The sequence below is a fragment of the Pseudomonas sp. CAU 1711 genome, from assembly GCF_039888625.1.
Classification (GTDB): Bacteria; Pseudomonadota; Gammaproteobacteria; order Pseudomonadales; family Pseudomonadaceae; genus Aquipseudomonas.
In genome coordinates this window covers 16,420-28,634 of sequence record NZ_JBDQQT010000008.1, presented here as the reverse complement: position 1 = coordinate 28,634, position 12,215 = coordinate 16,420, and the positions used below count along the sequence as shown (strand labels likewise).

At 68.4% G+C, this 12,215-nt stretch carries 13 protein-coding genes; 3 read left to right on the top strand and 10 right to left on the bottom strand.

The window, feature by feature from the left end; translation table 11 throughout:
* Nucleotides 1-19: 19 nt before the first annotated feature.
* Together AAFN46_RS10545 and AAFN46_RS10540 are read right to left on the bottom strand one after the other, a co-directional pair.
* Nucleotides 20-817 (bottom strand): alpha/beta hydrolase, encoded by a 798-nt coding sequence (locus AAFN46_RS10545; protein WP_347808645.1) that lies wholly within the window; start codon nucleotides 815-817, stop codon nucleotides 20-22.
* A gap of 10 nt (nucleotides 818-827) precedes the next feature.
* Nucleotides 828-1,757: a LysR family transcriptional regulator gene (locus AAFN46_RS10540; protein WP_347808644.1), complete on the bottom strand. Its 930-nt coding sequence runs from the start codon at nucleotides 1,755-1,757 to the stop codon at nucleotides 828-830.
* Nucleotides 1,758-1,805: 48 nt separating this feature from the next.
* Here AAFN46_RS10540 and AAFN46_RS10535 point away from each other — a divergent pair, with 48 nt between their 5' ends.
* The gene (locus AAFN46_RS10535; RefSeq protein WP_347808643.1) at nucleotides 1,806-2,120 is read left to right on the top strand and encodes a 3-phosphoglycerate kinase; all 315 of its coding nucleotides are present in this window, start codon (nucleotides 1,806-1,808) and stop codon (nucleotides 2,118-2,120) included.
* A 106-nt stretch (nucleotides 2,121-2,226) separates the two neighbouring features.
* The gene (locus tag AAFN46_RS10530; protein ID WP_347808642.1) at nucleotides 2,227-2,826 is read left to right on the top strand and encodes an FMN-dependent NADH-azoreductase; all 600 of its coding nucleotides are present in this window, start codon (nucleotides 2,227-2,229) and stop codon (nucleotides 2,824-2,826) included.
* A 207-nt stretch (nucleotides 2,827-3,033) separates the two neighbouring features.
* Here AAFN46_RS10530 and AAFN46_RS10525 read toward each other — a convergent pair whose 3' ends face one another.
* Complete coding sequence (locus tag AAFN46_RS10525) at nucleotides 3,034-3,327, bottom strand: hypothetical protein (RefSeq protein ID WP_347808641.1); 294 nt, start codon at nucleotides 3,325-3,327, stop codon at nucleotides 3,034-3,036.
* A gap of 87 nt (nucleotides 3,328-3,414) precedes the next feature.
* Nucleotides 3,415-3,717: a hypothetical protein gene (locus AAFN46_RS10520; protein ID WP_347808640.1), complete on the bottom strand. Its 303-nt coding sequence runs from the start codon at nucleotides 3,715-3,717 to the stop codon at nucleotides 3,415-3,417.
* A gap of 1,275 nt (nucleotides 3,718-4,992) precedes the next feature.
* Between AAFN46_RS10520 and pbpC the strand changes: the two genes are divergently transcribed.
* Nucleotides 4,993-7,374 (top strand): peptidoglycan glycosyltransferase PbpC, encoded by a 2,382-nt coding sequence (gene pbpC / locus AAFN46_RS10515; protein ID WP_347808639.1) that lies wholly within the window; start codon nucleotides 4,993-4,995, stop codon nucleotides 7,372-7,374.
* Between the two features lie 6 nt (nucleotides 7,375-7,380).
* Here the strand turns inward: pbpC and AAFN46_RS10510 are convergent, their stop codons facing one another.
* The 6 genes from AAFN46_RS10510 to AAFN46_RS10485 form a co-directional block, all read right to left on the bottom strand.
* Nucleotides 7,381-8,442: a GGDEF domain-containing protein gene (locus AAFN46_RS10510; RefSeq protein WP_347808638.1), complete on the bottom strand. Its 1,062-nt coding sequence runs from the start codon at nucleotides 8,440-8,442 to the stop codon at nucleotides 7,381-7,383.
* Between the two features lie 158 nt (nucleotides 8,443-8,600).
* Complete coding sequence (locus AAFN46_RS10505) at nucleotides 8,601-9,044, bottom strand: DMT family transporter (protein WP_347808637.1); 444 nt, start codon at nucleotides 9,042-9,044, stop codon at nucleotides 8,601-8,603.
* Between the two features lie 56 nt (nucleotides 9,045-9,100).
* A complete protein-coding gene (locus tag AAFN46_RS10500) occupies nucleotides 9,101-9,589 on the bottom strand; it encodes a GNAT family N-acetyltransferase (RefSeq protein ID WP_347808636.1) in 489 nt (162 codons plus the stop codon).
* A gap of 7 nt (nucleotides 9,590-9,596) precedes the next feature.
* Nucleotides 9,597-10,157 carry a DUF4136 domain-containing protein gene (locus tag AAFN46_RS10495; protein WP_347808635.1) on the bottom strand — a complete coding sequence of 187 codons (561 nt, stop codon included), beginning with the start codon at nucleotides 10,155-10,157 and terminating at the stop codon, nucleotides 9,597-9,599.
* A 65-nt stretch (nucleotides 10,158-10,222) separates the two neighbouring features.
* Nucleotides 10,223-10,816, bottom strand: a complete 594-nt coding sequence (locus AAFN46_RS10490) for a DUF4136 domain-containing protein (RefSeq protein WP_347808634.1) — start codon at nucleotides 10,814-10,816, stop codon at nucleotides 10,223-10,225.
* A gap of 252 nt (nucleotides 10,817-11,068) precedes the next feature.
* Nucleotides 11,069-12,118 carry an alkene reductase gene (locus AAFN46_RS10485; protein WP_347808633.1) on the bottom strand — a complete coding sequence of 350 codons (1,050 nt, stop codon included), beginning with the start codon at nucleotides 12,116-12,118 and terminating at the stop codon, nucleotides 11,069-11,071.
* Nucleotides 12,119-12,215: the final 97 nt, after the last annotated feature.

The window sequence follows — 12,215 nt, the reverse complement described above, 5'->3', positions numbered from 1 at the left end:
GGTTGCGGGTCCTTGTCGTCTATTGCGGTAGGTGTTCGACCTGGCTGAGAAACTCCTCCAGGACGGCGTTGAAACGTTGCGGCTGGTCCATCGGCGTGGCGTGGCGCGATTGTTCTATCACCACCAGGCGGGCATTCGGCAGTTCGCGCACATAGGCCTCCTTGAGCGCCACCGGCGTGTAGTCGCGGTCGGCGGCGACCACCAGGGTAGGACAGTCGATGGTGCCCAGGCGTTCGCGCACGCCCCAGCCGATGATGGCGTCGAGGCTGGCCAGGTAGGCGCGCTTGTCGTTCTGCGGCCAGCGCTGCTCGATCTTGGCGCGCAGCTCGGCCTGTTGCGGATGGGGGAAGAGGATGCGGCCGAGGCCCTTGCCGATCGCCTGCATGCTCAATAGGCGCGACAGGCTCCAGCGTTTGGCCAGTTGCCAGAGGTCGGCGGCGCTTCTGACCTTCACCTCCGGGGCGCTGTTGACGATGCACAGGCTGCGCAGCAGCTCGGGGCGTTCGACGCCCAGCTGGAAGCCGACCATGCCGCCCATGGAGATGCCCAGCAGATGCACTCTCGGCAGCTGCAGATATTCGATCAGCGCCGCCACGTCGGCGGCGAAGCCGGCCATGCTGTAGCGCTCGCGCGGTTTGTCCGACTGGCCGTGGCCGCGCAGGTCGAGGCTCAGCACCCGGCGGCTGCGGGCCAGGTGAGGAATCTGGTATTCCCAGTCCTGGGTGCTGGAGCCCAGGCCGTGCACCAGCAGCAGGGGTTCGCCCTGGCCGTGGTCCTCGTAGTACAGGCGGCAGCCGTTGTGCTGGAAGTGGGGCATGCAGTCGTCCTCAGTCTTCGTTGGCCTGGGGCGCGGCGAAGGGCGCATCCAGCAGGGCGCCGTCGAAGTTGCGGATCAGTTCGATGAGGATCTGCGTGGCCGGGCCAAGCACCTTGTCCTTGTTGCTGTACAGGTGGAAGCGCGGCGTACGCCTGCCGCCCTGTTCCAGCGGCAGCGGCTTGAGCAGGCCCTCGGCCAGCTCGCGGTCGATCAGGTGGCGCGGCAACCAGGCGAAACCCAGGCCGCTGCTGACGAAGGTGCGTGCGGTGGGCAGGCTGCCGACCGTCCAGCGCTGTTCGGCGCCGAGCCAGCCGGTGTCGCGTGGTTGCACCCGGCCGCTGTCGCGGATCACCACCTGCATCTGGCTTTCCAGATCCTGGAAGGTCAGCTCGCGCTGCAGCCGGTGCAGCGCGTGTTCCGGATGGGCCACGGCGATGAATTCCACCTCGCCTAGCTCCAGCGGCAGGTAGCCGGTGATGTTGAGGGCACTGATGGCCAGGTCGGCGGAGCCCTCGTGCAGCACTTCCTCGACCCCGGACAGCACCTCCTCGCGCAGGCGCACGCGGCAGCCGCGGCTCTGCGGCATGAAGGCGGACAGCGCGCGGACGATGTTGGCGGTGGGGTAGGCGGCGTCCACCACCAGGCGCACCTCGGCCTCCCAGCCCTGCTCCATGTGGTGGGCCAGTTCCTCCAGCTGGCTTGCCTGCTTGACCAGTTGGCGCGAGCGGCGCAGCAGCACCTCGCCGGCCTCGGTCAGCACCGCCTTGCGCCCGTCGATGCGCAGCAGCGGCGCGCCCAGCTGCTCCTGCATGCGCGCCACCGTGTAGCTCACCGAGGATTGCGAGCGGTGCAGGGCCTCGGCGGCCTGGGCGAAGCCGCCGTGGTCGACCACCGCCTGCAGGGTGCGCCATTGCTCCAGCGTGACACGGGGCGCTTTCATCGCCGCCTCCTCTTCTCTAACCTGTGCATCCCCATAAGGAGAATGCCGATGAAAAAGCTCTGCCTGGCCCTGGCCGCCCTGCTGCCGCTGACCGCCGCCGCCTACCCGATCGAGATCGAGAAGCAGCTCAACGGCGCCGAGCTGTCCGCCACCGGCCAGCAGGTCGACCGCAACATCGGCGCCGTGCTGCTCTACAACTATGGAACGACTCTCGCCCAGTGCAGCGCGGTGTTCCGCAACGGCCCGGAGGCGCCGCGCACGCGCAAGGTGGAGGTCAAGGCCGGGGAAACCACCAACCTCACGGTGAAATTCGCCCGCGACATCATCAAGCTGCGCATCGATCTGACTTGCGGATTAAAATAAATCAAATCAATCGATAATTAGAAGCGGATATTTGCGCTTTTTTATCTTGATACCTGACCATAACCTGATCTCCATCGAAACCAATCACCCGATGGAGATCAGCCAAATGTCCCGTGTCCTCGTTATCGAAAGCAGCGCCCGTCAGCAGGGCTCCGTCTCCCGCCAACTGACCGCCGACTTCGTCGCCCAGTGGCAGGCCGCCCATCCGCAGGATCAGGTGCAGGTCCGCGATCTGGCCAAGCAGCCGGTGCCGCACCTCGACGAGACCCTGCTGGCCGGCTGGATGAAACCCGCCGAGCAGCAGAGCGCAGCCGAGCAGGCCGCCGCCGCCCGCTCCAACGAGCTGACCGAGGAACTGCTGGCCGCCGACGTGCTGGTGCTGGCCGCGCCCATGTACAACTTCGCCATCCCCAGCACCCTCAAGGCCTGGCTGGATCACGTGCTGCGCGCCGGCGTCACCTTCAAGTACACCGAGACCGGCCCGCAGGGCCTGCTCACCGGCAAGCGCGCCTACGTGCTGACCGCCCGTGGCGGCATCTACGCCGGCAGCGGCATGGACCATCAGGAGCCCTACCTGCGCCAGGCGCTGGCCTTTATCGGCATCCACGAGGTGCAGTTCATCCACGCCGAGGGCCTGAACATGGGCGCCGAGTTCCAGGAGCAGGGCCTGGCCAAGGCCCGCGAGCAACTGGCCCAGGTGGCCTGAAGCTTTCTTTCTCTGGGGCCGCAGTGCGCGGCCCGTTCGGATGGACGGGCCGTTTTTTAGTTCTCAGGTGAAGACTTGGCGCGTTTTGTGATACCAGACGGAGAAGTTCTCAATGCAGCCCCTGTTGCACCTGGACTCCTGCTCTCTATCTGAAGGAGCGGTATAGGGCAAGTCACCTCTCGGCCATTTGTGGGGAGGGCAAGGACCTCAACTCACAATCAAACTCAGCAGCCACAACCCCAGCAAGCCATAGATCAGCATGCGCACGAAGGCCTTGCGCATTCCCGCGCGCACGGCGGCGTAGAGCAGGAGCAGGCCGCAGACCATGGCCGCTATGCTGAGCAGGCCGACGTCGGTGCCCAGCGCCGAGGCGAGGCCTTGCAGGAAGGAACGGCCGATATCGCCGAACAGGCCGAAGAAGCCGCTCAGGGCCTCGACGATGAAACGTATCAGGGTGCCGACCGCGTGGCCGAGCCATTGGAAGAATTCGCTAACCGACATGAAGGAGCCTGTGCACTGCTGGGACAACGCAGCATGCCACAGCAGTGCACTCGGCGGGATCCCGCGTCGTGTCGGGAGATAACGGACTTACTCGCTGCTGAGCAGGTTCTTGACGTCGATCAGCATCGACTGGCCGACCGAGACATAGTCCGGTGCCAGCATCGGCGAATCGAGGCTGGCATAGGTCATCTGCGTCTCCTCCTGTTGGCAGGCCTTGGAAGCCTCCTCCAGCAGGGCGCCGGCGGCCGTCAGGCGGTTGCTGTCGAGCGACTCGGCGAAGCTCAAAGCAGTCTGCACGTTGGCCAGGTGATAGGCGCAGTGGTTCGCTTGCGCAGGCGTGACACAGAGCAGAGTCAGGCTGGCGCACAAAGCCATCGTATAGCGGTGCATGGCGGTTCTCCTCTCTAGTTGGTCTGCGCGCAGAGCGCGTACACGGTGACGGTCGTCGTGGTCGAAGTGCTTGAGCGCGCCAGTGTTGCGGTCCAGCTCGCATTGCTTGCGGGATAGCTCTGGATCACCTGCCAGTTGCTGTTGGTGTTGCTGACGCCTCCACCGAGTACCTGCTTGTCCACGCTGCAGGTGGTGGTGCAGCTCACCGTACTGCCGCTGCTGCTGCAGGAGGTGGAGACGCGCTCCCAACTGGCCAGGCCCGTGGCTCCGGTTTCACCTTGCGGCCCCTGAGGTCCGGTGCCTCCCTGGGGACCCTGAGGCCCGGTGTTGCCCTGCGGTCCTTGTGGTCCGACTCCGCCCTGGGGCCCGGTGTCGCCTTGGGGGCCCTGAGGCCCGGTGTCACCCTGCGGTCCTTGTGGTCCGACTTCGCCCTGGGGCCCGACTTCGCCTTGAGGTCCGGTGTCGCCTTGGGGGCCCTGAGGCCCGGTGTCACCCTGCGGTCCTTGTGGTCCGACTTCGCCCTGGGGCCCGACTTCGCCTTGAGGTCCGGTGTCGCCTTGGGGGCCCTGAGGCCCGGTGTCACCCTGCGGTCCTTGTGGTCCGACTTCGCCCTGAGGCCCGACCGCGCCTTGAGGTCCGGTGTCGCCTTGGGGGCCCTGAGGCCCGGTGTCGCCCTTCGGCCCTTGTGGTCCGACTTCGCCCTGAGGCCCGGTCGCGCCGGTTTCGCCTTGCGGTCCCTGGGCGCCGGTATCACCCTTGTCGCCTTTGGTGCCAGGGCAGGCGCCTTTGATACCGCGTTCGCAATCCCAGACGCGCTGCTCGAGTGCGCCGAGGCCGCCTTTGAGATTGACCACCGTATGGTCGACATTGTGATCGGCCAGCGTGGAGGTGGCCGTGCCCATCAGGGCAAGGCATACCAGATGGATTGCCGCATGGCGCAGGGGAAATGGGCTTGGCGCGTTTGGCAGTCCTTGCCGGCGGACGTTGAGCAGTGAATCATCACCGACATCATGGTTGTTCATGACCGATATCCTGTCTCGAATAGAGGGGATGGCATCGGTATTCGGTGATTCGGTCCTGGTCGAACCGATCTCTCCACCGGCGGTCGTGAGCTCGACGCCACATCGAAATTCGATGCCGAGTACACAGTGCTGAGGGGACGCCAGAGAACTGTTCAATGATGGTGTAGTGGCCCTTTGCTTCTATGTAAAGGGGATGAAACTCAACTCGAGCGGCGGCAGCGGGATGCAAGACAGGCGGTCGAAAAGCGTCAAGATGGCGGCGAAATCGATAGTTGGAAAAACGTCATCTTGCGCTGCCTGGCTGGTCAGGCAGAGGCTGCGCTGGCCTGGTGTTTTGCTCGGCATTCTGCTGGCCCTCGCCCTGCTAGGGGTGGCCGATCGACTGTTTCCTCTGCCGCTGCCGGACGATGGCTTGGCCCGCGTGGTGCTGGCCGAGGACGGCACGCCGCTGTGGCGCTTCGCCGATGCCGAGGGCGTGTGGCGCTATCCGGTGACCCCCGCCGAGGTCTCGCCCTACTACCTGCAGGCGCTGCTGACCTACGAGGACCGCTGGTTCTACCGCCACCCCGGGGTCAACCCGCTGGCCCTGGGGCGTGCCACCTGGCAGAACCTGGCCGGCGGACGCGTGCTGTCCGGCGGCAGCACCCTGTCGATGCAGGTGGCGCGGCTGCTCGACCCGCACTCGCGCAGTGCCGGCGGCAAGCTCAAGCAGCTGTGGCGCACCCTGCAGCTGGAGTGGCACCTGTCCAAGGACGAGATTCTCACCCTGTACCTGAACCGCGCACCCTTCGGCGGTACCCTGCAGGGCGTGGCGGCGGCCAGCTGGGCCTACCTGGGCAAGCCGCCGAGCCAGCTGACCCGCGCCGAGGCGGCGCTGCTCGCGGTGCTGCCGCAGGCGCCCAGCCGGCTGCGCCCGGACCGTCATCCCGAGCGTGCTCAGGCCGCACGGGACAAGGTGCTGCGCCGCCTGCATGCCTTCGCCGTGTGGCCGCAGACGGTGATCGACGAGGCGCTGCAGGAGCCGGTGCTGCTGGCGCCGCGTCAGGAGCCGCGCCTGGCGCCCCTGCTGGCGCGCCGGCTGAATGTGGCGGGCAGCCCGCCGCTGATCCGCACCACGCTCGACGCCCACCTGCAGCGGCGCCTGGAGGACCTGCTGCAGGGCTGGCGCGCGCGCCTGCCGGAGCGCACCTCGGCCGCCATCCTGGTGGTCGACAGTCAGAGCATGGCGGTGCGTGCCTACCTCGGCTCGCTGGACCTGGCCGACAGCAAGCGCTATGGCCATGTCGACATGATCCGTGCCCAGCGTTCACCCGGCTCCACCCTGAAACCCTTCCTCTACGGCCTGGCCCTGGATGCCGGGCTGATCCATTCCGAGTCGCTGCTTCAGGACGTGCCGCGGCGTTACGGTGACTACCGGCCCGGCAACTTCGCCGCCGGCTTCGTCGGCCCGGTGTCGGCCAGCGAGGCGCTGGCCAGCTCGCTCAACCTGCCCGCCGTGCAGCTGCTGGAGGCTTACGGGCCGAAGCGCTTCGCCGGCGAGCTGCGCGGTGCCGGAGTACCGCTGGCGCTGCCGGCCGGCGCCGAGCCGAACCTGGCGCTGATCCTCGGCGGCGCCGGCAGTCGCCTGGAGGAGCTGGTGGCCGGCTACAGCGCCCTGGCCCGTGGCGGCATGGCCACGCGGCCGCGCCTGCAGCCGCAGGATGCCCTGCGCGAGCGGCGTCTGCTGTCGCCGGGGGCGGCCTGGATAGTGCGGCGCATCCTCGCCGGGCAAGCAAGGCCTGACCGCGACCCGCGCGCCGAGCTGGTGCAGCGCCCGCGGCTGGCCTGGAAGACCGGCACCAGCTACGGCTTCCGCGATGCCTGGGCCATAGGCGTCGGCCCGCGCCATCTGATCGGGGTGTGGATAGGTCGGCCGGATGGCACCCCGGTGCCCGGTCAGTTCGGCCTGGCCTCGGCGGCGCCGTTGCTGCTGCAGGTGCACGATCTGCTGGTCAATCGCGACCGCCAGCACGGCGTGGCGGCGCCGGTGCAGGAAGTGCCGGCGAGCGTCGGGGTGGCCGCCATCTGCTGGCCGCTGGGCCAGGAGCTGGCGCGCGACGATGACAACTGCCGGCGCCAGCGCTTCGCCTGGATCCTGGAGAACACGGTGCCACCGACCCTGCAGGCGACCGACCAGCCGCTGGGCCTCGGCCTGAGCCAGCGCCTCTGGCTGGACGAGGAAGGCAGGCAGGTGGCGGCCGGCTGCGTCGGCGCCCGGGAGGCGCAGGTGGCGCTCTGGCCGGCGCCGCTGGAGCCCTGGCTGCCGCGCCGCGAACGGCGTGCCGCGCGCCTGCCGGCGCTATCGAGCGAGTGTCCCCCGGCATTGCCGCCGCCGGCGGCGCCGCTGTCCATAGTCGGGGTGCGCGAGGGCGATCGCCTGCGCCGCCCGGCCGGCAGTGCCGGGCCCTTGCCACTGAAGCTCTCGGCCCTGGGCGGCAGCGGCACGCGCTGGTGGTTTGTCAATGGCGCGCCGGTGGCCGAGAGCCAGCCGGGTGAGAGCATCGAGCAGAAACTGGCTTCGGCCGGCGTCTACCAGCTCAGCCTGCTGGACCAGAGCGGGGCCACCGCGCGGGTGCAGTTCCAGATCGCCGAGTGAAGGGGGTCAGGTCGCCAGGGCCAGGCGGTCGCGGCCCTCGGCCTTGGCCCGGTAGAGGGCATCGTCGACGCGCTTGAAGAAGGCCTCGGCGGTCTGGTCCAGGCGCGGGTCGAAGCAGCCGGCGCCCAGACTGGTGGTCAGCGGCAGGCGCTGGCCGTGCAGTTCCAGGCCACTGGTGGCCAGTTCGCGGCGAAATTGCTCGGCCAGGGCGCAGGCTTCCTCCAGTGGGGTGTTCGGCATTAGCACGCCGAACTCCTCGCCGCCCAGGCGCAGCAGGGCGTCGCTGTCGCGGCGGAAGACCTGACGCATGCGCTCGGCGAAGGCGCTGAGGCAGGCGTCGCCGCTGCTGTGGCCGTGCTGGTCGTTGATCCGCTTGAAGAAGTCGATGTCCAGCAGCACCAGGCTCAACGGCGTGCCCTGGCGCCGGGCGTTGGCCACCATGGCCGGAAACAGGCTGTTGAACTGCAGGCGGTTGCCCAGTTGGGTCAGGCTGTCGGTGCGGCTGAGGCGGTCGTAGCGCTCGCGTTGCTCCAGCAGTTGCTGCTCCATCTCCAGGGTAGCGTGGTACTCGCGATGGCTGCGGTTGAGTGCCAGCAACAGGTAGCCCAGGTAGAAGACCAGGGTCACGGCCAGTGCCTCCTGAACCGGCCACTGCCAGGCCAGTACGGCGAGGCTGGGCAGGTACAGCAGGAGAATGGCCAGCACACAGCGCCCTTTGCGCATCGGAAAGTTGAAGGCCATGGCGGTGCTGAAGGCCACGGTGCCGAGGGTGGCGATCATGCGCGAGGGTTCGAATGCCGCGGACCACAGCGCCCAGGCGTGGGCCAGGCCCCAGCCCAGGCAGGTGGCATGGATCAGCCGCCAGTGGCGGTCGATCCACTGCTCCAGGCAGCCTCGGCTCTCCTGGGCGGGCAGTCGGTGCAGCCAGCGTGCGGCCAGCATCAGGGCGAAGAACAGGGTTCCGCTCAGGCCCAGACTGGTGGCACCGCCCGGTGCCGCGCTGAAACCCCAGGTCAGCAACCAGGCCAGCAAGTAGAAGATGCCACCCAGTCGGGTGCGTACGCGCATGTCCTGGCTCTCGCGCCAGAGCACGAAACCTTCGGATTGGTGGAGCCGAGCGTCCAGGGCCATGATTGTGATCACAAGTGCTGCTGGATCTCAGCATAGTCGTGGTCGTGGGTGATGGGAAGCAAAGTGCCACTAATCTGGCGTGGATCCGTTGGCTCTCAACCGCGGCGGATCAGCCAGATGCCGCCGACTATCAGCGCCAGCCCGAGGGCCTTGCCCAGGCTGATGGGCGCCTCGCGGTAGCCGGCCCAGCCGTTGTGGTCCAGCAGCAGGGCCATGCCCAGTTGTCCGGCCAGCACCAGCACCATGAACAGCAGGGCGCCGATGCGCGGCCCGGCGAAGGCGGCGGTGGCGATGAAGAAGGCGCCGAGCAGGCCGCCGCTCCAGTGCCACCAGGACAGCCCCCTGAAGGCGGCCAGGCCGGACACCTCGCGCTGGGCGAGGACGATGACCAGCAGCGCCAGGGAACCGACCAGGAAGGACACCAGGGCGGCGGCCATGACGCTGGACAGATGCTTGGCCAGTTGGCCGTTGATGCCGGCCTGCAGTGGCAGCATGGCGCCGGCGAGAAGGGGCAGGGCGAGCAGCCACCAGTTGGGCATGGTGAAGTCCGAGTGCGGCGAAAGGGGCGCCATTATGCGCCCATCTGACCTGTCGATCAGCTTTGCAGCGTCTTGGCGAACTGCACCAGCGCCACCCGCCGTTCGCCGCGCCGGCGCTCGACCAGGCCGCTCGGGCGGTAGCCCAGGCGGGCGTAGAGCAGCAGGCCGGCGGTGTTGTCGTTGAAGCAGGAGGCGCGCAGTTCGCGGGCGGCGAAGTCGCGCTCGGCTAGGCGCTCCATCACCCCGATCAGATACCCGGCCACGCCCTGGCCACGGGCCCAGGGTGCGATCATCAGGTTGCCCAGTGCGCAATAGTCGCCGGGCTCGCTCTGGTAGAAGTTGGCGAAGCCGGCGGCGCGCCCGTCGAGCAGGGCCAGGGTGCTGCCCTGGCGCTCGGCATGGGCGGCGGCCAGCTGCTCATGGGTCAGCGGCCAGTGGGCGCGGGGAAAGGCGTAGAAGAGTTCGTCGGCGTTGCGCACGAAGTGCAGCACCTGGTCGAGGTCGTCGACGGTGGCGGGGCGATGGGCCAGCAGGCTGTCGGTCATGGGCGGCTCAGTGCGGTGGGTATTGGCGGAGGATCTGCGCGACCGTACGGCGGATGGCCTCCTCGCGTTCGGCAGGGCTGGGCGGCGACTGGCGCATGATCTGTTCGGCGCTGCCGCGCCAGACCAGTTTGCCATCCTTGCCGTCGAACAGGTCGATCTGCAGGGTGGCGACCTGGTAGTCGAGGGTACGCGTCTCGGTATAGGCCGGGCCGCCCCAGTAACCGTTCCAGTGACCGCCCCAGAAGCCGCCGTAGCTGGTGCTGACCTGGTCCTGACGCTGATCGACTATCAGCCAGGCCTGCACCCTGAGATCGGCCGAGGCAGCGGCCGCGGCCTGGCGCAGGCCGCGCTGGTCGAGCTGCAGGCCGACGGCGTCGCGGATGCGCTGCTCGGTGAGGTCGCTGCGCACGCGCGGATCGTCCGGGCGGTACTGCAGGGCCGGCTCCTGCCAGCTCCAGCTGCGGTAGGCGGCGAAGTCGCGGTTGGCGTCGTAGTCACGCTCGACGCGGACGTTCTGGCAGGCGGCCAGCAACAGCAGGGCCGGAACCAGCAGCAGGCGGGGCAGCATGATGGGAAACCTCCGTGGCAGAGCCTCTATCGAACTGCAGATGGAGGCGCTGGGCAAGCGCCGCATCACTGCGGCGGATAGGCGCTCAGGGCGTCTTCCACGGCGCGGCGCAAGGCGGCGACGCGCTCGCCCTGGCTGCCGTCGCCGCGCGCCTCGGCGCTGCCGCTCCACAGCGGCTCGCCGCTGGCGCCGTCATACAGCTCGATGCGCACCACCGCCACCTCCACTTCGTAGGTGCGCACCAGCGGCACGCTGCCGTACAGCCCGTAGTGGTCGCCATAGGGGCCATGGCCGTAGTAGCTGGCGTAATCGTCGCGCACCTGGTACTGGCGGCGCTCCAGACGCACGCTGGCACTCACTCGCAGGTCGGCGACCTTGCCGCCGCGCACCGGGCGCAGGCCGCGCTGGTCCAGGCCATTGCCCACCGTTTCGGCGACCAGGGCGCCATCGGCCCAGGCGCTGCCGGCCGGCGCCTGGCGCCAGGCCCAGTCGCGATAGCGGCCGTAGTCCCGCGGCGCGGCCGGGTAGGCGCTGCGGTCGAAGTGGCTGGCCGCCTCGGGCGGTGCCGGCGGCAGCGGTTTGCCCGAGGCCGTGTAGGGATTGGGGCTCTGGCAGGCGGCGAGCAGGAGCAGGGCGGGCAGCAGGGAGAGGGCTTTCATGGCGGCTCCGGAGGTTGGGGCAGCCCGGATGCAAGAGGGGGCTCCTATCCCGGATGGATCCGGACTGGCGTGTTTCTTTGCACTATAGAGTGGGAGTGGCAAGCCAAGAAGAGTGCCGAGGCGGAGTGTCGTGATCTAGGCGGCCCCGGTAGCCTCAGAAGCCTCGCGAGCGGGAACCGGCCAGAAAAGAGAAACGCCGCGCCCGTATGAAGCTGGCGCGGCGTAAACGGTTTCAACGTTCGCCGGGGCGCTTCACAGGCGTGGGTAGTCGATATAGCCCACCGGACCCGGAGCATAGAACAGCTCGGGGCGCGCTTCGTTGAGCGGGGCGTCCTGAGCCAGGCGCTCCGGCAGGTCGGGGTTGGCGATGAAGGGCACGCCGAAGGCCACGGCATCGGCCTTGCCTTCTGCCAGCCAGGCGTTGGCCTGTGCCTTGGTGAAGCGCTCGTTGGCGATCACCAGGCCGCCGAACTGCTCCTTGATGTAAGGCGTCAGGCTGTCCTCGCCTTCCTTCTCGCGGGTGCAGATGAAGGCGATGCCACGCTTGCCCAGCTCGCGGGCGACATGGCCGAAGGTCTCGCGCGGGTCGGCATCGCCCATATCGTGCAGGTCGCGACGCGGCGACAGGTGCACGCCGACGCGGTCGGCGCCCCAGACACCGATCGCCGCATCGGTGACTTCCAGCAGCAGGCGCGCGCGGTTTTCCACCGAGCCACCGTACTGGTCGCTGCGTTGGTTGGTGCTGCTCTGCAGGAACTGGTCGAGCAGGTAGCCGTTGGCGCCGTGGATTTCCACGCCGTCGAAGCCGGCGGCCTTGGCGTTCTCCGCACCGTGGCGATAGGCCTCGACGATGTCGGCGATCTCCTCGGTTTCCAGCGCACGCGGTGTCTCGAAGTCCTTCATCGGACGCACCAGGCTGACATGCCCGGCCGGCTTGATGGCGCTGGGGGCCACCGGCAGTTCGCCGTTCAGGTACAGCGGGTCGGAGATGCGCCCGACGTGCCACAGCTGCAGAAAGATGCGCCCGCCGTTGGCGTGCACGGCGCGGGTCACGTTGTGCCAGCCGCGCACCTGCTCCTCGGACCAGATGCCTGGGGTGTCCGGGTAGCCCACGCCCATCGGCGTGACCGAGGTGGCCTCGCTGAGGATCAGCCCGGCCGAGGCGCGTTGCACGTAGTACTCGGCCATCAGGGCGTTGGGCACGCGGCCCGCGTCGGCCCGGCAGCGGGTCAGCGGGGCCATGATGATGCGGTTGGGCAGCTCCAGGCTGCCGATCTTGATGGGGTCGAACAGGGTGGTCATGGTGCGGTCTCCGTGGTTCAGTCGAGGGCAGCTTCGGCGGTGCGACGGCTGCCGATGGGGTTGGGGCGCGGCCGGGCCGCGGGCAAAGCGAGGGCGA

Bases quoted from the DNA above. Each gene is read 5' to 3' on its own strand.
- AAFN46_RS10485 (WP_347808633.1), bottom strand. From the start codon at position 12,118: ATGACCACCCTGTTCGACCCCATCAAGATCGGCAGCCTGGAGCTGCCC.
- AAFN46_RS10505 (WP_347808637.1), bottom strand. From the start codon at position 9,044: ATGCCCAACTGGTGGCTGCTCGCCCTGCCCCTTCTCGCCGGCGCCATG.
- pbpC (WP_347808639.1), top strand. From the start codon at position 4,993: ATGGCGGCGAAATCGATAGTTGGAAAAACGTCATCTTGCGCTGCCTGG.
- AAFN46_RS10525 (WP_347808641.1), bottom strand. From the start codon at position 3,327: ATGTCGGTTAGCGAATTCTTCCAATGGCTCGGCCACGCGGTCGGCACC.
- AAFN46_RS10520 (WP_347808640.1), bottom strand. From the start codon at position 3,717: ATGCACCGCTATACGATGGCTTTGTGCGCCAGCCTGACTCTGCTCTGT.
- AAFN46_RS10500 (WP_347808636.1), bottom strand. From the start codon at position 9,589: ATGACCGACAGCCTGCTGGCCCATCGCCCCGCCACCGTCGACGACCTC.
- AAFN46_RS10510 (WP_347808638.1), bottom strand. From the start codon at position 8,442: ATGCGCGTACGCACCCGACTGGGTGGCATCTTCTACTTGCTGGCCTGG.
- AAFN46_RS10530 (WP_347808642.1), top strand. From the start codon at position 2,227: ATGTCCCGTGTCCTCGTTATCGAAAGCAGCGCCCGTCAGCAGGGCTCC.
- AAFN46_RS10490 (WP_347808634.1), bottom strand. From the start codon at position 10,816: ATGAAAGCCCTCTCCCTGCTGCCCGCCCTGCTCCTGCTCGCCGCCTGC.
- AAFN46_RS10495 (WP_347808635.1), bottom strand. From the start codon at position 10,157: ATGCTGCCCCGCCTGCTGCTGGTTCCGGCCCTGCTGTTGCTGGCCGCC.
- AAFN46_RS10545 (WP_347808645.1), bottom strand. From the start codon at position 817: ATGCCCCACTTCCAGCACAACGGCTGCCGCCTGTACTACGAGGACCAC.
- AAFN46_RS10540 (WP_347808644.1), bottom strand. From the start codon at position 1,757: ATGAAAGCGCCCCGTGTCACGCTGGAGCAATGGCGCACCCTGCAGGCG.
- AAFN46_RS10535 (WP_347808643.1), top strand. From the start codon at position 1,806: ATGAAAAAGCTCTGCCTGGCCCTGGCCGCCCTGCTGCCGCTGACCGCC.